Raw genomic sequence first — 24,971 nt, 5'->3', positions numbered from 1 at the left:
TACGCGGATCTATCGGTTTTGCAGCGACTCCAGCAACTTCACCGTCGGATACCCGTCCGCCGGCCAGCCCAGCGCCTGCTGTGCCGCCCGAATCGCCTTGCGCGTGTTGGCGCCGATAATCCCATCCGGGTTGCCCGCGTCATAACCGTTGGCGCTCAACGCCGTCTGCAGATCAATGCGCTGGGAGCGACTCAGCGGCAGCTCATCCTTGGGCCAGTCACCACGGATCACACCGCCGCCGCCAAAGCGCTCCGACAACAGGCCCACCGCCAGTGCGTAGGACGACGAGTTGTTGTACTTGAGGATCGCGCGGAAGTTATCCAGCACCAGGAACGCCGGGCCACGGTAGCCTGCCGGCAGCAGCAGGGCGGCGGACAGTTGGTCGACATTCGGCGGCATGCTCGCGCCCGGTGGCAGTTGAATGCCCAGTTTCATCCACTCGGCAATGCTCTTGCGCACGCCGCCGTCAGCCAGGGCGTAGTCGAAGTTCGCCGGCAATTGCTTGACTTCAAAGCCCCACGGCTGGCCTTTCTGCCAGCCGGAGCTTTGCAGGTAGTGCGCGGTTGATGCGAGGGCGTCGGCCGGGCTGTTCCAAATGTCGCGGCGACCGTCGCCATCGAAGTCCACCGCGTGGGTGTTGTAAGTGGTTGGAATGAACTGGGTCTGGCCCATGGCCCCGGCCCAGGAGCCCTTCATCTGGTCGGCGGCGATGTCGCCGTGCTGGATGATCTGCAATGCCGCCAGCAATTGCGCCTGGGCAAAGGCCGGGCGACGGCCTTCATAGGCCAGGGTCGCCAGGGAGCGGATCACCGAGTTGTTGCCCTGGAACTGGCCGAAGTTGCTCTCCATGCCCCACACCGAGACCAGTGCCTGACGGTCGACGCCATAACGCTGCTCGATGCTTTGCAGGATGTCGGCGTACTTGATCAGCAACGCCTGGCCATTGCGTACGCGTACGGGTGACAGGGCGCCGTCGAGGTATTCCCATACAGGGCGGGAAAACTCCGGCTGGCTGCGGTCGGCGCGGATCACCGCCATATCGGGGGTGACATTGGCGAATGCGGTGTCGAAAACGTCGGCCGTGATGCCGGCTTGGAGGGCTTGCGCGCGAAAGCCGGCCTGCCATTCAGCAAAGGTCTGGGTTGGTTGGATGTCGAGATTGTCCACGGCCAGCGGGGCCACGACGGCAGGGGCCACTACGGGTGCGGTCTGGAGCTTCGGCAAGGGTTGGGCATCGGCGGCGGTGGGTTTTTCCGCGCAGGCGACAAGCAGAATGAGGCTGGAGGCAGCGATCAATTGGCGAAGGTGCCAACGACGGGAAAGACAAGAGGGCATGCACAGGTCCAGGAATTACAAATCAGGTACAGACCTTATCATGCCAGAGGGGCGCTTGCCTTCAGGCAGCCAGAAAGTAAGAAGCCTCCCAGCTATTAGACTGGAAGGCTTCGCGGCGGTAGCTGCCTTTGCCCTTGCCGGCGCGTTCCTGACGGCTGCGGAACAGTGGCTGGGCGATGATGGATTTGGCCTTGTTGGGGCCATGCTTGGATGGCTTTTTGCTCATGGTCGATGCTCTTGATGGGGGGAGATGCGGTGCAAATAATCTGCCGAAGTCAGGCCGCTGTAAAGCCCATGAATTGTAAACGCAATCAAAAATGTGGAAGGGGCGGTGCGACGATTCGACTTGCCCCTCCCACATTGGTTCTGTGGTGTTTGGAAACCAGGGTTATTCCGCTGGTAATGTCAGGCGCTGACCGGCCATCAACAGCGATAAACGGCTCAGGCTCATCCACGGCGAACCCGCCGCCTGGCCCTTGATCTGTGCATCAATGCGCTGCGCTTCCAGCAACAGCTGCGCCCAGCGTTGCGCCGAGTGCCGTTGCAGGGCTTTGCTCATCAGGGGTTTGCGCTTGTCCCACACCGGTGGCCGCGCCTGGCTGAAGCACTTGTCCAGCGGCGTGCCCTGGCTGTATTGCAGGGCAATATTGGCCAATACCCTTAGTTCCCGGGCCAGGGCCCAGAGAATCACCGGCGGCTCCACCCCTTCGCCACGCAGGCCTTCGAGCATGCGCAGGGCATGGGCGGGCTCGCCATTGAGGATCGCATCCACCAGCCCGAACACGTCAAAACGTGCACTGTCTGCCACTGCGCCCTGGACGGTCTCGACGGTAATCTGCCCGTCTTCGGCCATCAGCTTGAGCTTTTCGATCTCCTGGGCGGCGGCAAGCAAGTTGCCTTCGACCCGCGCGGCGATCAGCTCCACTGCATCCTGTGTCGCGGATAGCCCTGCCTGGGACAGGCGCTGGCGAATCCATTGCGGCAACTGATTGCTGTCCACTGGCCAGATCTGGATGAACTGGGTCTGCGCGCCTTCCACCAGGGCCTTGCCCCACTTGGTCTTCTGCGCGCTGCCGTCGAGCTTGGGCAAGCTGATCAGCAACACCGTGTCTTCGGCGGGTCGCGAGCAGTATTCCATCAGTGCAGCCGCGCCCTTATCACCGGGCTTGCCCGACGGCAGGCGCAGCTCCAGCAGGCGTTTTTCGGCGAACAGCGACATGCTTGCACCGGCTTGCAGCAGCGTGCCCCAGTCGAAACTGGCGTCGGCGCTGAATACCTGGCGTTCATCGAAGCCCTGCTGGCGTGCGGCGCTGCGGATGGCGTCGGCGGCTTCCTGGCACAACAGCGGGTCATCACCGCTGACGATGTAGACAGGCGCGAGGCCACCTTGCAGGTGTTTGGCGAGTTGGGCGGGTGCGAGTTTCATAGGCAGGGCGAACGGGGCGCCAGGGGCGCCCCGTCTGGCTTACTCGACAGGGACTTCAACAGGCGATTGTTTCGGCGTGTTGTCTTCGTACTCTTTCGCGGCTTTCAGCGCGTCGGCATCGGCCTTGGCCTTGTCGTCAGCACGTTGCTGCAAGGTTTCGAGCTGTTGTGGGGTGAGCAGCGACAGGCGCAGGACCATGCGTTGCACCAGCTCGCGACGCATCTCCTTGCGCACCTGGATGATTTCGGAGTCCGAACCCACCAGGTTGTTACCATCGTGGCTGACAATCTTCTGCACCTGGATGTTGTCATTCATCAACGGCAGGTGATCGCGGCCCTGGATTTCAAAGCTGAGCACGGTGCTCAGTTCGATATCGGACGCACGTCCGGCGCTGGCGTAGCTCAGGTTGCGCTGGGTTTCTTTCTCGTTAGCCAGGAACAGTTTGTAGGTCGCGCCGGTGTAGACGTGCACGCCGCTGTTTTCCAGGACCTGGCGCAGCTGGGTCACTGTCTCGCTGTAGGCGTCGCGAGCGCTGACGTCCAGTTCCTTGATCGTCAGGTCATTGGTGCCGGTGCCGCGCAGCTGGAAGCCGCAAGCGCTCAGCAGTACGGCAAGGCCCATAACCAGCAGATTGCGTTTGATCATTTTGTTGCTCCCCTTGAAACCATGTGGGCCTTATCGAGGCCCTGAAGGCTTTGTTCGGCGCAGGGCTCGAGCCCCACGCCCGATCCGATTAGCTAGCGACGATATTGACCAGTTTGCCAGGCACCACGATCACTTTGCGGATCGTCAGGCCTTCGGTAAAGCGCAGCACGTTCTCGTTGACCCGTGCGGCCGCTTCGACTTCTTCACGGCTGGCACTGGCGGGCATGTCGATCTGGCCGCGCAGTTTACCGTTGACCTGGATCACCAGTTGCAGCGTGTCCTGTACCAGGGCGCTGTCATCCTGTACCGGCCAGCGCGCATCGATGACCGCGTCGCTATGGCCCAGGCGGCTCCACAGTTCGTGGCTGATGTGCGGTGTAATCGGCGCCAGCAGCAGGGTGACCGTCTCCAGGCCTTCCTGTACCAGTGCGCGATCCTGTGCGGTGGCTTGCGGGGCTTTTTCCAGCACGTTCATCAGCGTCATCACCTGGGCGATGGCGGTGTTGAACTTGTGGTTCTGGCCCACGTCCTGGCTGGCCTGCTTGATGGCCAGGTGGGTGCTGCGACGAATGAGTTTCTGCTCGTCGCTCAACGACGCCACGTCCAGCTTGGCCGGCAGGCCCTGGCTGACATGGGCGTGCGCCAGGCGCCAGACGCGCTTGAGGAAACGGTGCGACCCTTCGACACCGGAGTCGGACCATTCGGCGCTCATGTCAGGCGGCGAGGCGAACATCATGAACAGGCGGCAGGTGTCGGCGCCGAACTGGTCGATCATCGACTGAGGGTCGACGCCGTTGTTCTTCGACTTGGCCATCTTCTCGGTGCCGCCGATTTCCACCGGCAGGCCGTCGGCGATCAGTCTGGCGCTGATGACCTTGGCTTTGCTGTCGCGCTCGAGCTCGACGTCCGCCGGGTTGAACCAGGTGTAGGCGCCATTGGCTTCGCGACGATAGTAGGTCTCGGCGATCACCATGCCCTGGGTCAGCAGGTTCTTGAACGGTTCGTTGGAACTCACCAGGCCTTCGTCGCGCATCAGCTTGTGGAAGAAGCGCGCGTACAGCAGGTGAAGGATGGCGTGTTCGATACCGCCGATGTACTGATCCACCGGCAACCAGTGGTCGGCTGCGGATTTCTCTACCAGGCCGCCCTCGTAGTGCGGCGAGGCGTAGCGGGCGTAGTACCACGAGGACTCGACGAAGGTGTCCATGGTGTCGGTTTCACGCTTGGCCGGCTGGCCGCATTTCGGGCAGCTGCATTCGTAGAACTCGGGCATGCGCGCCAATGGCGAACCGGCACCGTCCGGCACCACGTCTTCCGGCAGGACGACCGGCAACTGGTCTTCCGGAACCGGTACGTCACCGCAGGTCTGGCAGTGGATGATCGGGATCGGGCAGCCCCAGTAGCGCTGGCGGCTGATGCCCCAGTCGCGCAGGCGGAACTGGGTGCGCGAGGCACCGAGGTTCTTCTTGATCAGTGCGACTTCGATGGCGTCGAAGGCGCCGGCGAAGTCCAGGCCGTCGAACTCACCGGAGTTGATCAGCGTACCGTGCTCGCCATAGGCGTCTTGCCACGGGGCTGGGTTGGTGTCGCCGGAACTGGTGCGCACCACTGACTTGATCGGCAGGTTGTATTGGGTGGCGAATTCGAAATCGCGCTCGTCGTGGGCCGGCACAGCCATTACTGCGCCATCGCCGTAGTGCATCAGCACGTAGTTGGCGACCCATACCGGCAACTTCTCGCCGGTCAGCGGGTGCTCGACGAACAGGCCGGTCGGCAGGCCTTTTTTCTCCTGGGTGGCGACGTCGGCTTCGGCCACGCTGCCGCCTTTGCATTCGGCGATGAACGCCTGCAGCTCAGGATTGTTCTGTGCGGCCTGGGTGGCCAGCGGGTGTTCGGCGGCCACGGCGACGTAGGTCGCGCCCATCAAGGTGTCCGGACGGGTGGTGAAGACTTTGAGTGCGCCAGCTTCGCCGATGGAGTCGACGTTGTAGGGGAACTGCACTTCCATGCCCTTGGACTTGCCGATCCAGTTGCGCTGCATGGTCTTGACCTGTTCAGGCCAGCCCGGCAAATCGTCGAGGCTCGACAACAGTTCATCCGCGTAGGCGGTGATCTTGAAGTAGTACATCGGGATTTCGCGCTTTTCGATCAGTGCGCCGGAGCGCCAGCCGCGACCGTCGATCACCTGTTCGTTGGCGAGGACGGTCTGGTCGACAGGGTCCCAGTTCACGGTGCCGCTTTTTTTGTAGATCACCCCTTTTTCGAACAGGCGGGTGAACAGCCATTGTTCCCAACGGTAGTAATCCGGCTTGCAGGTGGTGACTTCGCGGGACCAGTCCACCGCCAGGCCCAGGCTGCGCAGCTGGGTCTTCATGTAGGCGATGTTTTCGTAGGTCCACTTGGCGGGGGCCACGTTGTTTTTCATCGCGGCGTTTTCCGCCGGCATGCCGAAGGCGTCCCAACCCATGGGTTGCAGGACGTTCTTGCCTTGCATGCGCTGGTAGCGGGAGATGACGTCGCCGATGGTGTAGTTGCGCACATGCCCCATGTGTAGCTTGCCGCTGGGGTAAGGGAACATCGACAGGCAATAGAATGTCTCCTTGCCTGGCTGTTCACTGACTTCAAAGGACTTTTGCTCGTCCCAGAAGGTTTGGGCGGCATTTTCTATTTCACGGGGCTGATATTGTTCGTGCATGGCTACTTTTGAACTGAATAGGGGTGGCCTAATCCTCTTCGGTGCAACGTTCAGGTTGTTCGACACCAAAAAGCGGCGCGTCCGTGCCCAAACCCTGCGGGAAGTGGAGTTACAGGAAGCGCCGTAGCATACATGACCCCACTCTATCGAGGGAAACCCTGATTGCGCGGCGAGGGCCGTCTGTCGCGGCGCCGGGCAGGCGCAGCCATGGGGACTACGCTGTTTATTGGGGAGCAAGTCTTTCTTCAATGAGGTGAGGGGATGGTCGAATCGCAGCGAATCGCAACGAAACCGGAAATCTACGAAGGACTGATCGACCGATTGGGTCGCGCATTGGATGCAGCGAGGACCGCGGGCCGATTGCGTGATGAACGGCCCGTAGAGTTGGAACTGCGCGGTTTGAGCCGTGCGGAGCTGGAACTGATCAAAGCTTACCTGGAACGTAATAAGCGCAGTGCGCCTTCTTGGGTGGCAACCCCGCCAGCCAAAGAGCCTACGCACTCAGCCAAGGTGGTGTGGCTCAAGGACTTGTCGGCCGGTCGTGGCCCGGAAAGGCTCCGGTCCGCCCGCTTCAAGTAGTTCACTCCCCTGAATCACGTCATCGTGCCATGTCACTGTAAAGATTGTCGCTAAACCCCGTTACACCTTAGGCTTCGGGCATCTATGGAGATGCCCGATGCCTATTCGTTATTTCATCAAACAGCTGCTCCTGCCACCCGGCATTCTCTTGCTGCTGCTGGCCCTTGCCTGGTGGTTTCGTCGCAGCCGCCCCCGTTTGGCCGGCTGCTGCTTTGCCCTCGGATTTGGCGGCATGTGGTTGATCAGCCTGCCGGTGGCGGTGGAGTGGGGCGCACGTGCCCTGGAGACCGAGCCACCGTTGGCCCGTGAAGACTGGTCGACCCTGGCCCAGCGCGCCGATGCCATTGTGGTGCTGGGCTCGGGACGCGAGCGCGGCGACTCGGCATGGGGTTCTGATCAGCCGACCGGCATCGGCCTGGAGCGCCAGCGGTATGCCGCGCGACTGGCCAAGGCCTCAGGGCTGCCGGTGCTGACCACCGGTGGCCTGCATTACGGCACGCCGCCCAGCGAGGCGCAGTTGATGGCGGTATCGATGCAGGATGACTTCGGCGTTGCTGTGCGCTGGAAGGAAGAACGCAGCCGCACCACCTGGGAAAACGCGCAGATGAGTGCCGGGATTCTATTGCCCGAGGGCATCAAGCGTGTGGTGGTCGTGACCCAGGCCTGGCACATGCCGCGTTCGGTGTGGAGTTTTGAAAAGGCCGGCTTCACCGTGGTACCGGCGCCGGTGGGGTTCCTCGGCGTGGACAACGCCCGGCCGCTGGGCGGCTGGATGCCAGAGTTCAAGTCGGTGTGGCAGAGCGGGCAGTTGATCAATGAAGCGGTGGGGCAGCTAGGCTACCGGTTGTTCTATCGATAACCCTGCTGATTAAAATGCAGATCAAAGTGTGGGAGGGGGCTTGCCCCCTCCCACACTTTGTTCGCGTTGGCTCTTAAACGGTTTTGGCCATCCGGCCTGCCAGCAGCGCCCAACCAAACAGCACCAGGCACACGATGATCAGCGGCCACGAGCGCCATTGCAGGTACGGCGTCAGGTTGTGCATCGGCACCACTTCGCCGTAGAGGATACCGCGTTCGAACTGCGGGATCTGCACGGTGATCTGCCCAAATGGGTTGATCAACCCGGTCACGCCATTATTGGTGGCGCGGATCATCCAGCGGCCAGCCTCCAACGCACGCATCTGCGCCATTTGCAGGTGCTGCAACGGGCCGATGGAGCGGCCGAACCAGGTGTCATTGCTGATGGTCAGCAGCAGGTCGCTCTGGGCGGAAAGGCCGGCTGCGAACTCCGGGTACACCACTTCGTAGCAAATGAACGGCGCGATCTGATAGCCCTTGGCTTGCAGCATCGGCTGGTCGGCAGGGCCACGGGCGAAGTCCGACATGGGCAGGTCAAAGAAGGCAATCAGGCCGCGCAGCATATCCTGCAACGGCACGTACTCGCCAAACGGCACCAGCTTCTGCTTGAGATAGGTACCGTCACCTTCACCCACCACCGTGATACCGTTGAAGTAGCGCTTCTGGTGATGCACTTCCTGGCGAATCGGCACGCCGGTGATCAGCGCGGTGTGCCGGTCAGCCGCAAACTTACCCATCATTCCCAGGTAGCCCTCGACGGACTCCTTGAGCACCGGCACGGCCGTTTCCGGCCACACCAGCAGGTCGACCGGCTTGGAGCTGAAGCTCATGTCGCGGTACAGCGCGAGCTGCGCATTCAACTGCTCGGGGTCCCACTTCATGCTTTGTTCGACGTTGCCCTGGATCGCGGCGACGGTCAGTGGCGCGCCCGAGGGCGTGGTCCAGGCATGATGCTTGAGTGCCAGGCCGATGGCCCAGGGCGCTACCAGTAACACCAGGCCAGCGCCGATAAACCCATTGCGTTTGCCGGCCAGCAGGCGTGGCAGGTTGCACAGCAGGGCCGCCGTCAGCGCCAGGGCAAAGGAAATCAGCCACATCCCGCCCACTGGCGCCAGGCCGGTGAGGGGGCCGTCGAGCTGGCTGTAACCGGAGTACAACCACGGGAATCCGGTGAGGAACCAGCCGCGAAAGGCCTCCTGGCCGACCCATAACGCGGCAAACGTGAGCGCATCCGCCAACGGCGCTTCATTGCGACGCAGCCAGCGCGCCCATAACCACGCGGGCAGGGCGAAGAACCAGGCAATGGCGGCGGTAAACAACAGCATCAGAAACCCCGCCAGCAGCACCGAAGCGCCGCCGAAGTGGTGGATGCTGTAGTAGATCCAGCTGGTGCCGGCGCCAAACAGGCCGAACCCGAAGCACCAGCCACGGCCCAGGGCCTGGCGCGGCGTCAGCTCCCGCAGCCCGACATAGAACAATCCGACCGCAACCAATGCAAACGGCCACAGGTCGAATGGCGCCAACGCCAGGGTGGTGATGGCGCCGGCCACCACGGCCAGCAGATTACCGGGCCAGCCGGGGCGGGTTAGGCGCTGCATATCAATCCTTAGCGGGCAATAGGTGTCAGGCGAATCAAGTGGATGCGGCGGCTGTCGGCATTCAGGATGCGGAAGCGATAGGCGCCGATCTCGGTGGTTTCGTTACGCTTGGGCAGGTGCCCGAACGCACTCATCACCAGGCCACCGACGGTGTCGAACTCGTCGTCGGAGAATTCGCTGTCGAAGAACTCGTTGAAGTTCTCGATCGGCGTCAGCGCCTTGACCAGGAAGTCACCGCTGGGCAGCGGCTTGATGTAGCTGTCTTCTTCGACGTCGTGCTCATCCTCGATGTCGCCGACGATCTGTTCCAGCACGTCTTCGATGGTCACCAGGCCCGCCACGCCGCCGTATTCGTCGATCACAATGGCCATGTGATTGTGGTTGGCGCGAAATTCGCGCAGCAGCACATTCAGGCGCTTGGATTCGGGCACGAAGGTGGCCGGGCGCAGCAGGTCCTTGATGTTGAAGCTGTCACCGTTCTCCTTGAGGATCAGCGGCAGCAGGTCCTTGGCCAGCAGGACACCCATGACGTCGTCATGGCTTTCGCCGATCACCGGGTAGCGCGAGTGCGCCGAGTCGATCACGGCCGGGAGGAATTCCCGTGGGGTCTGGGTCGCCTTGATGCTGATCATCTGCGAGCGGGGGACCATGATGTCCCGAACCTGCAGGTCAGCCACCTGGATGGCGCCTTCGACGATGGCCAGCGCTTCGCTGTCCAGCAACTTATTCTGGTGGGCCTCGCGCAGCAGCTCCAGCAGCTCCTGGCGGTTTTTCGGCTCGTGGGCAAAAGCCTGGGTCAGTTTACCCAGCCATGACTTTTGCCCGTTGCTCGATCGGTCTTCGCTCATAGCGATTACTCTAAATCCTTTGATGTGACAGTTGAGTGTTGATCAGTTTTCGTCGTCTGCATATGGATCAGGGTGACCCAATTCTGCAAGCAACGTTCGTTCCAGTGCTTCCATTTCCTCGGCTTCTTCATCGTCTATATGGTCGTAACCCAAGAGATGCAAGCAGCCGTGGATGACTAGATGGGCCCAGTGAGCCTCAAGTTCCTTGCCTTGTTCCTTCGCTTCACGCTCGACCACCTCGACGCAGATCACCAGGTCGCCCAGCAGGGGGATATCCAGCAACTCATCGGGTACATCGGCGGGAAACGACAGCACGTTGGTCGCGTAGTCCTTCTGGCGCCAGGTGTGGTTCAGCTCGCGGCCCTCGGGCTCGTCCACCAGGCGGATGGTCAGTTCCGAGTCGGCGCTGCGCTGGCGCAGGGCCAGGGCGCACCATTGACGGAACTGTTCTTCGCTGGGGGCGGGCGCTTCGGTGGCCAGCTGCAGGTCAAGCTCAAGCATCGCGGCGAACGTCCTTGGCCGGTGTGTCATCGCGGTGGTCGAAGCGCTCGTAGGCTTCGACAATGCGCTGCACCAGCGGGTGGCGGACCACGTCCTTGGGCATGAAGTGCGTGAAGCTGATACCCGGCACATCCTTGAGCACCTCGATCACCTGGGCCAGGCCAGACTTGGTGCCTTTGGGCAGGTCGACCTGGGTGACGTCACCGGTGATCACGGCGGTGGAGCCGAAACCGATACGGGTGAGGAACATCTTCATCTGCTCGACGGTGGTGTTCTGGCTTTCGTCGAGGATGATGAAGCTGTTGTTCAAGGTGCGGCCGCGCATGTAGGCCAGCGGGGCGATCTCGATCACCTGGCGCTCGATCAGCTTGGCCACGTATTCAAAGCCGAGCATCTCGTACAGTGCGTCGTAGAGCGGGCGCAGGTACGGGTCGATCTTCTGGGCCAGGTCGCCCGGCAGGAAGCCGAGTTTTTCACCGGCCTCGACCGCTGGGCGCACCAGCAGGATACGGCGTACTTGCTCACGCTCCAGGGCGTCGACCGCACAGGCCACGGCCAGGTAGGTCTTGCCGGTACCGGCCGGGCCGATGCCGAAGTTGATGTCGTTGCCGAGGATTTCCTTGACGTAGCGCTGCTGATTCAAGCCGCGGGGGCGAATCATGCCTTTTTTGGTGCGCAGGGCCACGCTGGCTTCGGCCACCGGGTTGTTGGCCAGGTCTTCGACGGCAGATTCCTGCAGGTACAGGTGCACCGTTTCCGGCGACAGCTCACTACCCTTGGTTTCACGGTAGAGGCGGCGCAGCAGGTTTTCTGCAGACGTGGTGTGTTGGGGTTCACCAATGAGCTCGAACTGATTGCCGCGATTGCGGATCTCGATGCTCAGGCGTTGTTCGATCAGGCGCAGGTGCTCGTCGAACTGTCCGCACAGGTTGGCGAAACGGCGAGCCTCAAAGGGCTCGAGGAGAAAACGATGGGGTTCTGCTATGGGTGCGTTCAAGGTTGCTTTTAGCCGCCCTTTGGCTGTTTAAGTGAAAGAGAGGATAACGCCAGCACGCCGGGTGCGAAAGCACTTAAACGGAGCATATTGGCTGACGGCGATTCTGTAGGAGCGAGCTTGCTCGCGAAAAACGTCAACGGTAACGCGTGCAGCCTGAATATACGCGGTGCCCTCAGGTTTTTCGCGAGCAAGCTCGCTCCTACAGAAACTTGGTTTATTGCACCAGCGACCCGCGCAGCGAGTGCGGTTGCGCCGCATCGATGTGCACGTCGGCAAACTGACCGATCAATGTCGGATTATCGCAACGGAAGTTGACGATCCGGTTGTTCTCGGTGCGGCCCTGCAATTCGCCAGGGTCTTTTTTCGAATAGTCGGTGACCAGGATGCGCTGGATGGAGCCGACCATTTGTCGGCTGATCTCGAAACCCTGCTGGTTAAGGCGATGTTGCAGCGCGTTCAAGCGCTCTTTTTTCAGCGCTTCCGGCGTTTCATCCAACAGGTCCGCCGCCGGGGTGCCGGGGCGCTGGCTGTAGACGAACGAGTAGGAGAAGTCGAAACCGACGTCTTCGATCAGCTTCATGGTCTGCTGGAAGTCTTTCTCGGTTTCGCCGGGGAAGCCGACGATAAAGTCCGAGCTGATGCAGATGCCTGGCACCGCCGCGCGCAATTTACGCAGTTTGGATTTGTATTCCAGGGCGGTGTGGTTGCGTTTCATCGCCGAGAGGATGCGGTCCGAGCCCGATTGCACCGGCAAATGCAGGTGCTTGACCAGTTCCGGCACGTCGGCATGGGCCTGGATCAGGCTATCGGAGAACTCCAGCGGGTGCGAGGTGGTGTAGCGAATGCGTTCGATGCCATCCACCGCAGCGACCACGCGGATCAACTCCGCCAGGTCAGCCAGGCGCCCGTCGTGGGTCAGGCCGCGATAGCCGTTGACGTTCTGGCCCAGCAGGGTCACTTCGCGCACGCCGTTTTCGGCCAGATGGATGATTTCTGCGAGCACGTCGTCAAACGGCCGGCTGACCTCTTCACCACGGGTGTAGGGCACCACACAGAAGGTGCAGTACTTGCTGCAGCCTTCCATCACCGACACGTAGGCGCTCGGCCCGTCGATACGTGGCTCGGGCAAGTGGTCGAATTTTTCGATTTCCGGGAACGAGACGTCGACCTGGGGCAGCTTGGTGACGCGTGCGGCGTCGATCATTTCCGGCAGGCGGTGCAGGGTCTGTGGGCCGAAGACCACGTCGACATACGGCGCACGGTCGCGGATCGCGGCGCCTTCCTGGCTGGCCACGCAACCGCCGACGGCGATCACCATGTCCGGGTTGGCCAGTTTCAATTCGCGCCAGCGGCCCAGCTGCGAGTACACACGGTCCTGGGCCCGCTCGCGGATCGAGCAGGTATTGAGCAGGATCACGTCGGCATCTTCGGCGCGGGCGGTGACTTCCAGGGCCTGGTGTTCACCCAGCAGGTCGACCATGCGCGAGCTGTCGTACTCGTTCATCTGGCAACCGTGGGTTTCGATATAAAGCTTCTTGGCCATGGGAATCGTCAACTGGTGGTAAAGAACCGCGCATTATAGGGGTCATGCCCATCGGTTCCTAGCACTGTGCATCGGGTGCCATGCTATAGTTCGCGCCCTCTTTTATATCCCCCATGTGTTCCTCACCCACCATGACCAAACGTGAAGCTCCAATCTATAAGGTGATTTTCCTCAACCAGGGCCAGGTGTTCGAAATGTACGCCAAGCAGATCTATCAAAGTGATCTGTGGGGTTTCCTGGAAGTGGAAGAGTTCGTCTTTGGCGAGCGCACACAGCTGGTCGTCGACCCGGGCGAGGAAAAGCTCAAGGCCCAGTTCGAAGGCGTGGTGCGCAGTTTTGTGCCGATGCATTCGATCGTGCGCATCGACGAAGTCGAGCGCCTGGGCACGCCGAAGATCAGCGAAGCCCGGGGCATGAGCAATGTCATGCCGTTTCCGATGCCGATGCCTGAGAAATAGGCTGGGTGTCAGGGCAGGGGTGAGAAGGGCGAGCGCCCATCGGCACTCTGCAGTTCCAGCAGGTAGTTGCGGAAAATCTGCCCCAGTACTTGGGTGGCCACTTCCAATTCATCGCGTTGCATGTGCTCGGCGACTTCGTCGGCGGTGTCCAGCGCGTCTTCGGCGCCGTTGACCGCGGCCATTTTCAGCACGATATAGGCCTGGACGTTATTGGCCGGCACGCCTTCGCCTTTGAAGAACATGGTGCCGAGCTGGAACTGCGCCTGCGCGTGGCCCTGCAGCGAGGCTTTCTCGAAGTAGCTCAAGGCTTTGTTGAGGTCACGGGCGGGGTTTTTGCTGTCGTGGTAGTACTCGCCCAACTCGTATTGCGCCTGCGCATCCCCACCGTCGGCCTGTTTCTGACACGCGCTCAGGGCTTCGGCCTGGCTGTCTGGCTGGGTATTGAGGGTGCAACGACCCATCGCTGGGATTAACAACGAGTTGCCGCCTGCCTGGGCATGTGCCAGCAGCGGCTGAAGGAGCAACAGGCAGCCCAGTACCAGGGTGCGGCCGGTGCGTTTCATGGGAATCGACTTACCTCTGACGGGGCGCGCGGACCCTCTCGGGATCCAATAAGCGCGCATTATGAAATAAGCAGGCCTCTGCTTACAAAGTCTTTACTCGTTTTTCTGCTGCTTGGGCAAGTTATCTGCCGGATTGCAGGTAAATTCTCGGAAAAATAAGGAAATCCCTGTAGGCAAAGTAGCAAATCTGACGCCGCCCACAGCGACGTCAGGTTTTTGCTCCAGCTTATTTCAGTGCGGCGAAGGCGCGTTCGGCGGCATCCAGTGTCAGTTTCAGCTCGGCATCGCCATGGGCGATCGAGGTGAAGCCGGCTTCGAAGGCACTCGGTGCCAGGTACACGCCGCCCTCCAGCATCAGGTGGAAGAAGCGCTTGAACAGGTCGGCATCGCTGCCCATCACATCATCAAAGGTGACGATGTCATCGGCACCACTGAAGTACAGGCCAAACATGCCGCCCGCTTGCGTGGTCACGAACGGGATACCGGCGGCGTCGGCGCGCTGTTGCAGGCCGTCCAGCAGGCGGGTGGTGTAGTCGGTCAGCTCGGCGTGGAAGCCCGGGCGGCTGATCAGGCGCAGGGTGGTCAGGCCGGCCGCCATGGCCAGCGGGTTACCCGAGAGTGTGCCGGCCTGGTACACGGGGCCCAGCGGCGCGATGTGCTGCATGATCTCGCGCTTGCCGCCGAAGCAGCCCACGGGCATGCCGCCACCGATGATCTTGCCGAACGTGCTCAGGTCCGGCGTGACGCCGTAGTGCGCCTGGGCACCGCCGAGGGCAACGCGGAAGCCGGTCATCACTTCGTCGAAAATCAGCACCACGCCGTGCTTGTCGCACTGTTCGCGCAGGCCTTGCAGAAAGCCCGGGGCGGGCGGCACGCAGTTCATGTTGCCGGCCACTGGCTCGACGATGATGCACGCTACGTCCTGGCCGACTTCGCTGAGCATCTGCTCGACGGCGCCGATGTCGTTGAACGGCAGGGTCAGGGTGTGTTTGGCGAACGCTGTCGGTACGCCGGCCGAGCTGGGTACGCCTTGGGTCAGCGCGCCGGAACCGGCTTTGACCAGCAGGCTATCGGAATGGCCGTGGTAGCAGCCTTCGAACTTGATGATGCTGTCGCGGCCGGTGAAACCACGGGCCAGGCGAATCGCACTCATGGTGGCTTCGGTGCCGGAGCTGACCATGCGCACCATCTCCATCGACGGCACGATGCTGCAGACCAGATCGGCCATCTCGGTTTCCATGGCGGTCGGTGCGCCGTAGGACAGGCCGTGTTCCAGTTGCCTGCGCACTGCGTCCAGCACGTCGGGGTGGCTGTGGCCGAGGATCATCGGGCCCCAGGAGCCGACGTAATCCACGTAGCGCTTGTCATCTTCGTCGGTGACGTAGGCGCCTTCGGCATGCTTGAAGAACAACGGCGTGCCGCCCACGCTTTTGAACGCACGCACGGGGGAGTTCACACCGCCGGGGATGTGTTTCTGGGCATCGGCAAACAGGGTTTCGGAACGAGACATGATCGGGCTCTCTAAACTGAAATTTTAAGAAGGTCGTTGAAGGCGCGGGCGCGGCGCGTGACTTCCTGGGTACTGTCGGCACCGAACAGGCCGTGGACCACGGCCAGCAGGTCGGCACCATGGGCCACCAGCGGTCCGGCGTTTTCCAGGGTGATGCCGCCGATCACGCAGATCGGCACATGCAGGCGCTTGCGGGCCTCGGCGAGCATTTCAACGGTGGCGGCCGGAGCGCCCGGCTTGGTGTTGGAATTGAAGAAGCGGCCGAAGGCGACATAGCTGGCGCCTTCTTTTGCCGCCTGTTCGGCCAGTTCGATCTGGCCGTGGCAGGTGGCGCCGATGATCGCCTTGGAACCGAGCAACGCACGGGCCGGCGTCAGTGGGCCATCGGTCTGGCCCAGGTGCACGCCGACGCCCAGGCGCGCGGCCAGGTCGAAGTCATCATTGATAATAAGCTGGGTCTTGTAGCGCGAGCACAGCTCCCGCAGTTTTTCCGCTTCGCGCAGGCGCCGGGCTTCGTCGCTGCTTTTGTCGCGGTACTGCAGCAGGGTCACGCCACCGTCCAATGCCGCTTCGACATAGGCGAGGAACTTGCCGGCCAACAGTTGGCTGTCGGTAATGGCGTAAAGGCCACGTAGTTTCATCGGGCAGGCCTCTTGCTGTTAAGAGCAGATAGTTACGAGCAGAAATCCAGCGGCAGCCGGCGCGGTACGAACTGGCCCTGGCCGAGTTGTTCGGCGTCACGCAGGGTGCGCCAAGTGTAGTTAAGTGCCGACTGCACCGCACTCACCAGCCCTTCGCCTTGGGCGATCCGTCCGGCCAGGGCGCTGGCCAGGGTGCAGCCCGAACCGTGATAGCTGCCGGGCAGGCGCTGGCAGGTAAAGGTCTGGCGCGTGCCATCACGGCTGTAGAGGCGGTTGTGCACTTCGTGCTCATCGCCATGGCCGCCGGTGATCAACAGGTGCTTGATGAACGGCAACAGCTTCTCGGCGCATTCGTCGGCGGTGCCCTCGGGCAGTTCGGCGAGGATACGGGCTTCAGGCAGGTTCGGCGTGGCGATCAGCGACAGCGGCAGCAGCCGCTCGCGCATGGCATAGCCGACTTCGTCCTTGCCCAGGCTGCCGCCGCCGCCGGCGCGCAGCACCGGGTCGCACACGACCGGCAGGTGCGGGTGCGCCTGCAGCAGTTCGACCACGGTGTCGACCATTGCGGTGGAGCCGAGCATGCCCAGCTTGACCGCCGCCACGTCGGAGTCACCGAGTACGGCATTGGCCTGGGCCAGTACCCACTCACGGTCCAGTACACGGAAATCGCTGACATTGACGGTGTTCTGCACGGTCAGGGCAGTGACGGCCGGGGCCGCATGGCAGCCTTGGGCGAGCAGGGCTTCGATATCTGCCTGCAAGCCGGCGCCACCACTGGGATCATGGCCGGAGAGACAGAGGACAACGGGGCGAGAGCTGTAGATATTCATGGTGCGCGAGCTTACCACCAAACGCTTTTGGCGGGGCCTTCGGGCGATGGTTGAATGTTGTCGCGAAAACGCCGCTTTTTTGGTGTTTTCTCGTCGATGAAACGCGCTGAAAGCCTTGTTCTAGAGCCTTTCAAAAAATCATTTCAATGGTGTCCAATGGCCTTTAGCGGCTATGCTAAAGTGGATTCAAACAACTTAACTGTACCGCCGGTGTACGTCTTCTCAAAAGGAATGGGGGCTTTTGACATAACCGGACAGGCCACGCTGGGGCTCTATGCGCTATTTGCTGATCTTATTGTTGTGCGGGCTGCCGATGCTCGCCAGCGCCATCGAGTTCAACCAGGACACCCGAAGCCTGCCGCTGGGCCGAGCCATGCAAGTGCTCGAAGACCCGACCGATGCCCTCACCATCGCCGAAGTAAGCTCCCCCGCCTACGCTGCTCAATTCAAGCACCATGACAACGCCACCCTCAACGCCGGCTATTCGCGCTCAGTGTTCTGGCTCAAGGTCGACCTGCATTACGTGGCCAAGGACCCCCGTGCCCCCCGTACCTGGTTTCTGGAGTTGGCTTACCCGCCGCTGAATCATCTGGACCTGTACCAGAACGATGGCACCGGTAACTATCGGCTGGCCAGCCGCACCGGCAGTGCGCTGCCTTTTTCCAGTCGTGAAGTCAGCCAGAGCAACTACCTGTTCAAGCTCAATTTCGTGCCCGACCAGCAGCAAACGCTCTACCTGCGCCTGCAAAGCGAGGGCTCGATCCAGGCGCCGTTGACGCTCTGGGCCGGCACCGCTTACCTGGAGCAACAACCGCTGCGCCTGTCTGTGCTGGGGGTGATCTATGGCGTCCTGCTGGGGATGCTGGTCTACAACCTGTTCATCTACCTGAGCGTGCGCGACACCAGCTACCTGTATTACATCCTCTATATCGCCTCGTTTGGCCTGTACCAACTGTCGGTCAATGGCGTGGCCGTGCAGTACTTCTGGCCGAACAACCCGTGGTGGGCGAATGCGGCGGTGCCGTTGCTGATCGGTTCGGCGGCGCTGTTCGGCAGCCTGTTCGCCCGCAGCTTCCTGCATACCGCGCAGCACAGCCGCTGGCTCAACCGGCTCTTGCTGGCACTGGCGGTATGCGGCGGCGTAGTGATGGCGCTGGCGCTGCTGACCAGCTACGCCCTGGCCTTGCGCCTGGCGACCGGCCTGGCGCTGGTATTCACCGTGACCATCTTCGTCGCCGCCATCAAGGCCTGGTACTGCGGCCAGCGGGTGGCGCGGTATTTCATTATCGCGTGGTCGGCGTTCCTGCTGGGCGGGGTGGTGAACACGCTGATGGTACTGGGCTACCTGCCCAATGTGTTCCTCACCATGTACGCCAGCCAGATCGGCTCGGCGATTGAAGTGGCGCTGCTATCCCTGGCCCTCGCCGACCGTATCAATGCCATGCGTGAGCAGCAGGCGCAGATCCTGTTCGATGCCAGCCAGAAGCTCGAAGTGCTCAACCAGCAACTGGCCCGCAGCAACCGTCTCAAGGATGAATTCCTCGCGACGCTGACCCACGAACTGCGCACGCCCATGAACGGTGTGATCGGCTCCCTTGAGCTGATGCAAACGGTGTCGCTGGACGACGACCTGGCGCAGTACCAGCAAACGGCCGCCGGTTCGGCACGGGACATGATGCGCATGGTCAACGGCATCCTCACCCTCACCGAATTGCAGGCCGGGCGCCTGAGTGCCCAGCCTCGGGTGTTCAGCCTGCGCGGCGTGCTCGACACCTTGCGCCAGCAATTTACCACCAGTGCCCAAGGCAAAGGCCTGGCATTTTCCATCGATGTGGCCGATGAGCTGCCGGACCGCATGGTGGGCGACGCCGACAAACTGCTCCAGTGCCTGGATTGCCTGTTGGACAATGCGTTCAAGTTCACCCGCGAAGGTTCCGTGCGCCTGCGGGTGGTGGGTGTGCCTCACAGTGACGGCGATGTGCGCCTGAGCTTCATTGTGACCGACACCGGTATCGGCTTCGCCTTCCTTGACGAGGCGACCTTGTACCAGCGCTTTTTCCAACTCGATGGCTCCATGACCCGCGAATATGGCGGCCTGGGCATCGGCCTGGCCATCTGCCGGCAATTGATCGAGCTGTTGGGCGGGCGCCTTACCCATCATTCCGAGCCGCACAAGGGCAGCCGCTTCCAGCTGGACGTGAACGTCAGCCCGGTGCCGCCGGAAGCAAAACCGGCGCCCGGCCGGCAACGCGCGCCCCAGGATTGCGCGGTATTGCTGGTGGATGACAACAGCGTCGGCCAGTTGGTGGTGCGCGGCATGTTGCTCAAGCTGGGTTACCGGGTGAAAACCGTGGACAGCGGCCCGGCGGCGTTGGCGGCCTTGCAGGGGCAAAGCTTTGACGCGGTCTTGCTGGATGTGCCCGAAGGCGGCTTCTCGTTGTGTTGTCAGATTCGTGCACTGCCGGGCTGCGGTGAATTGCCCGTGATCGCCTTGAGTACGTCGCTGAATACGTCCGAGCGCGAGCGCGGTCATGGCATCGGCATCACCGACCGCCTGGCCAAGCCGGTGCGCTTCGAGGCGCTGCAGGCGGTACTGGAGCGCCACTTGTTGAGCGCGCTCGAGGGCGAAAGCGCCGGGCATTCGGCGGGTATGCCACTTTTTTAACCCGGATGACGGTGCTTAACTGAAAAAACCGGCCTCAATCGATCTGCGCCTTTCTTTCTGGGTAGGTGTGCATTCGACAGGGCCTTTTTCCAGGAGGCCCGTCATGAACCTGCATCAGTTCGCCGAAACCCACGACGTCACCAACCAGCCGCCCTCCCTGGACGGCACCAACCTGTACCGCATCGACGTGCCCCTGCAAGACTGGTCGCGGCGCTTTGGCGCCGGCTGGGCGCAGGCGCGCATCGATGCCTACGGGGCGTTGGCCGGCGGGCCGCTGATGGCGGCCGGGTTCCTGGCCAACCAGAACAAACCGGTGTTCAGCAGCCATGACCGGTATGGGCATCGCATCGACCTGGTGGAGTTTCACCCGGCCTACCACGAGCTGATGCGCTCCGCGGTCGAGCATGGCCTGCCGTCGTTGCCGTGGGCCCATCCACAGTCCGGTGCCCATGTGGCGCGTGCGGCCATGACCTACCTGCACAGCCAGGCTGAGGCCGGCACCGGCTGCCCGCTGACCATGACCTTCGCTTGCGTCCCGGCCCTGCGCTTGCAACCGGACCTGGCGCAGACCTGGCTGCCGAAAATCCTCAGCACCCACTATGACCCGCGCAATGTCGGCATTGCCCACAAGGCCGGTGCAACCATCGGCATGGCGATGACCGAGAAGCAGGGCGGCACCGACGTGCGCGCCAACACCACCCGCGCCTATCCGGTGGGCGCCGGCGGGCCCGGGCAAGCCTATGAGCTGGTCGGTCACAAGTGGTTCTGCTCCGCGCCGATGTGCGATGCCTTCCTGACCCTGGCCCAGACCGACAAAGGCCTGACCTGTTTCCTGCTGCCCCGGCACCGCCCGGATGACACCCGCAACGAGTTCTATATCCAGCGCCTGAAAAACAAATTGGGCAACTGCTCCAATGCGTCCAGTGAAGTGGAGTTTCGTGGGGCCCTGGCCTGGATGATCGGTGAAGAGGGGCGTGGCGTGGCGACCATCATCGAGATGGTCGCCATGACGCGTTTCGATTGCATGGTCGGTTCCAGTGCGTTGATGCGCCAGGCGCTGACCCAGGCCAGCCATCACTGTGCTCATCGCCGGGTCGGTGGCCGTGTGCTCAGCGAGCAACCGCTGATGCAAAACGTGCTGGCCGACCTCGCTCTGGAAAGCGAAGCCTCGCTCGCCTTGAGCATGCGCATGGGCTGCGCCCTGGACAATCTGGGCGATGAGCGGGAAGCCAAGTTCGCTCGGCTGGTGACGGCGGTGGGCAAGTATTGGATCTGCAAGCGCGCCCCGGCAATGATCAACGAAGCCGCCGAATGCATGGGCGGCGCGGGCTACGTGGAGGACAGCATCCTGCCGCGCTTGTACCGTGAGGCACCGGTGAATTCGACATGGGAAGGTTCCGGCAATGTGCAATGCCTGGACGTGCTGCGCGCACTCTCCAAGGAGCCCGGTGTGCTGGAAGCGCTGTTTGTCGAACTCGGTGACGGGCATGGAGATAAGCAGCTGGCACGGCATATCGAACACCTGAAGTCGGCGTTCATGGACACCCAGGACATCCAGTACCGCGCGCGGCAGTTGACCGAGGATATTGCCGTGGCGCTACAGGCCAAGTTGCTGCTGGAGGCCGGTCATGCGGCGGTCAGCGATGGTTTTATCGCCAGCCGTTTGGGCCAGTCGTCTGGCCGCGTCTACGGCACCTTGCCGCGTGGCGTCGATGTCGGGGCCATCGTCGCGCGCTCAAGCCCCAATGTATCTGAATAAACACGGTCCAAATGTGGGAGGGGGCTTGCAGCCATCTTGAGAGGACACTCCAATTCAAGGTTTGCGTCTGACAGGGATACAGGCAAGATAAAGGCCTGCAAGTCAGAACACAGGATGCTTACCGTGACCGAAGCTTTTGTTGTCGTTCAAACCGCCGAAGAGGCCGTGGATCGGCTGGCGGCCCTGCATGAGCGGGCTACCGGCGCGCTCAATCAAGCCCTCAAGCAATACCTCAAGGACCGCGTCGAACCCGACGCCGAACAACGCGCGCTGTTTCGCTATCCGGAACTGCGCCTGACTTACCACTGCCACGGCGAAGTCCCACAGACTACCCGGGCGTATGCCAAGGTCCAGTTACCTGGGACCTACAGCGTAACCGTCACGCATCCGGCGGCGTTCCGTAAGTATTTGCTGGAACAACTGGTGCCGCTGATGCACGACTTCACCGTGACGGTGGAAGTGGGCGTCAGCCAGCAAAACATTCCATACCCTTACGTAGTGGAGCAGGGCGACGAACTGGCCGGCTCCGGTGTGACCGCCGCGACCTTGGCGCGCGTGTTCCCCAGCACCGACCTGTCGGCCGCCACTGACGGCATCGCCGATGGCCTGTATGACTGGGAAAACACCGACCCGCTGCCCCTGGCGCTGTTCGATGCGGCGCGCGTGGACTTTTCCCTGCGTCGGCTGGTGCATTACACCGGCAGCGACTGGCGCCATGTGCAGCCGTGGATCCTGCTGACCAACTACCACCGCTATGTCGACCAGTTCATCCTGCATGGCCTGGAACAATTGCGCAGCGACCCGCGTTTTATCCGCATGGTGCTGCCGGGCAACGTCATCATCGACAAGAGCATGGACCACGGCGAAGCCTCGGCGATTGCCGCCGGCGTAGTGTGGCACCGCTACCAGATGCCGGCCTATCACCTGCAGGCCAGCGATGGCCACGGCGTGACCCTGGTGAACATCGGTGTCGGCCCGTCCAACGCCAAGAACATCACCGACCACCTGGCGGTGCTGCGTCCGCATTGCTGGCTGATGATTGGCCACTGTGGCGGCCTGCGCCAATCCCAGACCATCGGCGACTACGTACTGGCCCACGCTTATATGCGCCGCGATGGGATTCTCGACCGGGTGGTACCGCCGAACATCCCGATCCCGGCCCTGGCCGAAGTGCAGATGGCCTTGCAGCAGGCGGCGGCGAATGTCACCGGTGAGAAAGGCGAAGAGCTGAAAAAACGCCTGCGTACCGGCACCGTGCTGACCTACGACGACCGCAACTGGGAACTGCGCTGGGCCCAGGAACGGCCGTTGATCAACCTGTCCCGCGCCGTGGCGGTGGACATGGAAAGCGGCACCATCGCTGCCCAGGGCTACCGCTTGCGCGTACCGTACGGCACGTTGTTGTGTGTGTCGGACAAGCCGCTGCACAGCGAGATCAAGCTGCCGGGTTCGGCCAACGCGTTCTACGAACGTGCGGTCAGCCAGCACTTGAAGATCGGCATCGAGGCGGTGGACCTGTTGCGTACCGAACTCAACTCGCTGCACTCGCGCAAACTGCGCAGCTTCGACGAGCCGCCGTTCCGCTAAGCGGTTGGGATGGTCATTTAGCGGTCAGGCCACTAGCATTGTCGGTCCTGACCGTTAGATGTTCCTTTGCCATGTCCCGTCCCACCCGTCCCGATTCGCGCCGCCCTGGCGTGAAACCTCCGTATTCTGCCGCGCGCCGTGTTGCCAAGGCGCCACCGGCCGAGCCGAAGTTGGTGCTGTTCAATAAACCCTTCGATGTGCTGACCCAGTTCAGCGACGAAGGCGGGCGCGCGACGCTCAAGGACTTTATCGACATCCCCGGCATCTACCCGGCAGGCCGCCTGGACCGTGACAGCGAAGGTCTGTTGTTGCTGACCAACGACGGCCAGTTGCAGGCGCGTATTGCCGACCCCAAGCACAAGCTGGCGAAAACCTACTGGGTGCAGGTGGAAGGCGAACCCACCGAAGCATTGCTGCAACGCCTGCGCGACGGGGTGGAACTCAACGACGGCAAAACCTTGCCCGCCGAGGCCCGGCGTCTGGATGAACCGGCGTTATGGCCGCGCAACCCGCCGGTGCGCTTTCGCAAAAACCTACCGACGTACTGGCTTGAACTGGTGATTCGAGAGGGGCGTAATCGCCAGGTTCGGCGCATGACCGCCGCCGTGGGCCTGCCGACCTTGCGCCTGGTGCGGGTGCGTATTGGCGATTGGACAATCGACGGCCTGGACCAAGGCCAATGGAAGGAAGTACCTGCGCGTTTATAAAGCGCCAGACTCGATGAGGCCGATCACCACGCTCTTGATGATGAACGCGGCCACGCCCAGGCCCAATACGAAAAACAGGATGAACGAACCAAAGCGCCCGGCCTTGGATTTCTTCGCCAGGTCCCAGACGATAAAGCCCATGAAAATGATCAGGATAGTGACCAGGCCGGTCATCATCCATTCTTCGAACAGGGCGGGGTCGATGTTGTTCATGGGCTCTTCCAACGGGGCAGGCGGCAAGTATACGGCAGCGTCACAGGCGCAACATTGACCTGCGTCGGTGCGTCGCACGCAGACTTCACTGTTGAAACACAGGCCAAATGTGGGAGGGGGCTTGCCCCCGATAGCGGTGTGTCAGGCTGTGTATCTGGTGACTGATACTCCATCGGGGTGTAAGCCCCCTCCCACATTTGATCTTCATTGTTCATGGGATCAGGTGCGCAGGTGGGTCAGCGGCAGCTCGGTGCTGTTGAGCACCTGGTTCAGCACAAAGCTCGAGCGCACGCTGGTCACGCCTTCGATCCGAGTGAGGTGGCCCAGCAGCAGTTTCTGATAGTGGTCCATGTCCGGCACCACCACTTTCAACTGATAGTCAGCATCCATCCCCGTCACCAAACTGCATTCCAGCACCTGGGGCAGGGTGCGGATGGCTGCTTCGAAGTTCTCGAAACGCTCGGGGGTGTGGCGGTCCATGCCGATCAGCACATAGGCCGTGAGGCTCAGGCCGAGCATCTTGCGGTCGAGCAGGGCGACCTGGCGCGCGATGTAGCCGTCGTCCTCCAACTGCTTGACCCGGCGTGAGCAGGGCGAAGGCGACAGGCCGATACGCTCGGCCAACTCCTGGTTGGAGATCCTCGCGTCGCGCTGCAATTCCGCCAAAATACTCAGGTCGTATCGGTCAAGCTTGCTCATCGGGTTGGCCTTTGTCGTAACTATTGCGGTGAATTATCCATGAAGGGTTAAAAATTGCGCAAGCACTGTTTATTGACGCAATCTTCGCAATCATCTGTCCGGCGCTGGCCTGTATCTTTATCAACAGAATCACCGCCTGGACAACAGTCCACAGCAGCTCGCCCAATCAGGCGTGCTGCGGCCGCCACCCCAGCAGGGTCGAGCCGGCCTCCAGGCTGCACACTGTCCACAAGACGGCGTGAGGTGAGCCAACGTCAAAAGCGTTGAGCATGGACGAAGTTCTCAAGGGGTGGCCGACGGGTCACCCCTTTTCT

The 24,971-nt window shown here is 61.9% G+C and carries 23 protein-coding genes; 7 read left to right on the top strand and 16 right to left on the bottom strand.

Going from position 1 to position 24,971, the window contains the following annotated elements:
• Positions 1-9: 9 nt before the first annotated feature.
• From Q8X51_RS13360 to leuS, 5 genes are all read right to left on the bottom strand, one after another.
• On the bottom strand, positions 10-1,335 hold the full coding sequence (locus Q8X51_RS13360) for a lytic murein transglycosylase (protein ID WP_027605243.1): 1,326 nt from the start codon (positions 1,333-1,335) through the stop codon (positions 10-12).
• A gap of 61 nt (positions 1,336-1,396) precedes the next feature.
• Positions 1,397-1,561, bottom strand: a complete 165-nt coding sequence (gene arfA / locus Q8X51_RS13355; RefSeq protein WP_003176285.1) for an alternative ribosome rescue factor ArfA — start codon at positions 1,559-1,561, stop codon at positions 1,397-1,399.
• Positions 1,562-1,723: 162 nt separating this feature from the next.
• Positions 1,724-2,761: a DNA polymerase III subunit delta gene (holA, locus tag Q8X51_RS13350; protein ID WP_065924876.1), complete on the bottom strand. Its 1,038-nt coding sequence runs from the start codon at positions 2,759-2,761 to the stop codon at positions 1,724-1,726.
• Positions 2,762-2,800: 39 nt separating this feature from the next.
• Positions 2,801-3,406 carry an LPS-assembly lipoprotein LptE gene (locus Q8X51_RS13345; protein WP_027605245.1) on the bottom strand — a complete coding sequence of 202 codons (606 nt, stop codon included), beginning with the start codon at positions 3,404-3,406 and terminating at the stop codon, positions 2,801-2,803.
• Between the two features lie 88 nt (positions 3,407-3,494).
• Complete coding sequence (leuS, locus tag Q8X51_RS13340) at positions 3,495-6,101, bottom strand: leucine--tRNA ligase (RefSeq protein WP_065946570.1); 2,607 nt, start codon at positions 6,099-6,101, stop codon at positions 3,495-3,497.
• A gap of 261 nt (positions 6,102-6,362) precedes the next feature.
• Here leuS and Q8X51_RS13335 point away from each other — a divergent pair, with 261 nt between their 5' ends.
• Positions 6,363-6,680, top strand: coding sequence for a hypothetical protein (locus tag Q8X51_RS13335; protein WP_065924874.1), 318 nt, complete (start codon positions 6,363-6,365; stop codon positions 6,678-6,680).
• Between the two features lie 97 nt (positions 6,681-6,777).
• Positions 6,778-7,539, top strand: a complete 762-nt coding sequence (locus Q8X51_RS13330; RefSeq protein ID WP_323145656.1) for a YdcF family protein — start codon at positions 6,778-6,780, stop codon at positions 7,537-7,539.
• A 73-nt stretch (positions 7,540-7,612) separates the two neighbouring features.
• Here the strand turns inward: Q8X51_RS13330 and lnt are convergent, their stop codons facing one another.
• From lnt to miaB, 5 genes are all read right to left on the bottom strand, one after another.
• A complete protein-coding gene (gene lnt / locus Q8X51_RS13325; RefSeq protein ID WP_065924976.1) occupies positions 7,613-9,136 on the bottom strand; it encodes an apolipoprotein N-acyltransferase in 1,524 nt (507 codons plus the stop codon).
• Between the two features lie 8 nt (positions 9,137-9,144).
• Positions 9,145-9,984 (bottom strand): HlyC/CorC family transporter, encoded by an 840-nt coding sequence (locus tag Q8X51_RS13320; protein ID WP_005791724.1) that lies wholly within the window; start codon positions 9,982-9,984, stop codon positions 9,145-9,147.
• Between the two features lie 42 nt (positions 9,985-10,026).
• Complete coding sequence (ybeY, locus tag Q8X51_RS13315) at positions 10,027-10,485, bottom strand: rRNA maturation RNase YbeY (protein ID WP_027605250.1); 459 nt, start codon at positions 10,483-10,485, stop codon at positions 10,027-10,029.
• Positions 10,478-11,482: a PhoH family protein gene (locus Q8X51_RS13310; protein WP_065924977.1), complete on the bottom strand. Its 1,005-nt coding sequence runs from the start codon at positions 11,480-11,482 to the stop codon at positions 10,478-10,480. Before Q8X51_RS13310 ends, ybeY begins: the two co-directional genes overlap by 8 nt.
• A gap of 214 nt (positions 11,483-11,696) precedes the next feature.
• Positions 11,697-13,025, bottom strand: a complete 1,329-nt coding sequence (gene miaB / locus Q8X51_RS13305; RefSeq protein WP_065924978.1) for a tRNA (N6-isopentenyl adenosine(37)-C2)-methylthiotransferase MiaB — start codon at positions 13,023-13,025, stop codon at positions 11,697-11,699.
• Positions 13,026-13,156: 131 nt separating this feature from the next.
• On the opposite strand from miaB, the gene Q8X51_RS13300 reads away from it, so the two are divergent.
• Positions 13,157-13,483, top strand: a complete 327-nt coding sequence (locus Q8X51_RS13300) for a DUF1820 family protein (RefSeq protein WP_003215457.1) — start codon at positions 13,157-13,159, stop codon at positions 13,481-13,483.
• A gap of 8 nt (positions 13,484-13,491) precedes the next feature.
• Here the strand turns inward: Q8X51_RS13300 and Q8X51_RS13295 are convergent, their stop codons facing one another.
• The 4 genes from Q8X51_RS13295 to Q8X51_RS13280 form a co-directional block, all read right to left on the bottom strand.
• Positions 13,492-14,046, bottom strand: a complete 555-nt coding sequence (locus tag Q8X51_RS13295) for a tetratricopeptide repeat protein (protein ID WP_065924979.1) — start codon at positions 14,044-14,046, stop codon at positions 13,492-13,494.
• A gap of 226 nt (positions 14,047-14,272) precedes the next feature.
• Positions 14,273-15,556, bottom strand: a complete 1,284-nt coding sequence (hemL, locus tag Q8X51_RS13290) for a glutamate-1-semialdehyde 2,1-aminomutase (RefSeq protein ID WP_407693834.1) — start codon at positions 15,554-15,556, stop codon at positions 14,273-14,275.
• Positions 15,557-15,567: 11 nt separating this feature from the next.
• A complete protein-coding gene (thiE, locus tag Q8X51_RS13285; RefSeq protein WP_065924981.1) occupies positions 15,568-16,197 on the bottom strand; it encodes a thiamine phosphate synthase in 630 nt (209 codons plus the stop codon).
• A 32-nt stretch (positions 16,198-16,229) separates the two neighbouring features.
• Positions 16,230-17,027: a hydroxymethylpyrimidine/phosphomethylpyrimidine kinase gene (locus Q8X51_RS13280; RefSeq protein WP_065924982.1), complete on the bottom strand. Its 798-nt coding sequence runs from the start codon at positions 17,025-17,027 to the stop codon at positions 16,230-16,232.
• Positions 17,028-17,301: 274 nt separating this feature from the next.
• Here Q8X51_RS13280 and Q8X51_RS13275 point away from each other — a divergent pair, with 274 nt between their 5' ends.
• The 4 genes from Q8X51_RS13275 (at position 17,302) to Q8X51_RS13260 (ending at position 23,745) form a co-directional block, all read left to right on the top strand.
• A complete protein-coding gene (locus Q8X51_RS13275) occupies positions 17,302-19,692 on the top strand; it encodes a hybrid sensor histidine kinase/response regulator (protein WP_407693833.1) in 2,391 nt (796 codons plus the stop codon).
• A gap of 103 nt (positions 19,693-19,795) precedes the next feature.
• Complete coding sequence (locus Q8X51_RS13270; protein WP_407693832.1) at positions 19,796-21,451, top strand: acyl-CoA dehydrogenase family protein; 1,656 nt, start codon at positions 19,796-19,798, stop codon at positions 21,449-21,451.
• A gap of 114 nt (positions 21,452-21,565) precedes the next feature.
• On the top strand, positions 21,566-23,038 hold the full coding sequence (gene amn, locus Q8X51_RS13265; RefSeq protein WP_024077553.1) for an AMP nucleosidase: 1,473 nt from the start codon (positions 21,566-21,568) through the stop codon (positions 23,036-23,038).
• A 71-nt stretch (positions 23,039-23,109) separates the two neighbouring features.
• Positions 23,110-23,745, top strand: coding sequence for a pseudouridine synthase (locus Q8X51_RS13260; RefSeq protein ID WP_027605265.1), 636 nt, complete (start codon positions 23,110-23,112; stop codon positions 23,743-23,745).
• Here Q8X51_RS13260 and Q8X51_RS13255 read toward each other — a convergent pair.
• Positions 23,740-23,949: a DUF2788 domain-containing protein gene (locus Q8X51_RS13255; RefSeq protein ID WP_025999909.1), complete on the bottom strand. Its 210-nt coding sequence runs from the start codon at positions 23,947-23,949 to the stop codon at positions 23,740-23,742. The genes Q8X51_RS13260 and Q8X51_RS13255 overlap by 6 nt on opposite strands.
• A 228-nt stretch (positions 23,950-24,177) precedes the next feature.
• Entirely contained in the window at positions 24,178-24,657 is a 480-nt protein-coding gene (locus Q8X51_RS13250; RefSeq protein WP_003194418.1) for an Lrp/AsnC family transcriptional regulator, read from the bottom strand.
• Positions 24,658-24,971: the final 314 nt, after the last annotated feature.

It is taken from the genome of Pseudomonas sp. Yb2C2 (genome assembly GCF_052112325.1).
GTDB classification, from domain to species: Bacteria; Pseudomonadota; Gammaproteobacteria; order Pseudomonadales; family Pseudomonadaceae; genus Aquipseudomonas; species Aquipseudomonas marginalis.
This window is presented reverse-complemented; position numbering and strand designations above follow the sequence as displayed.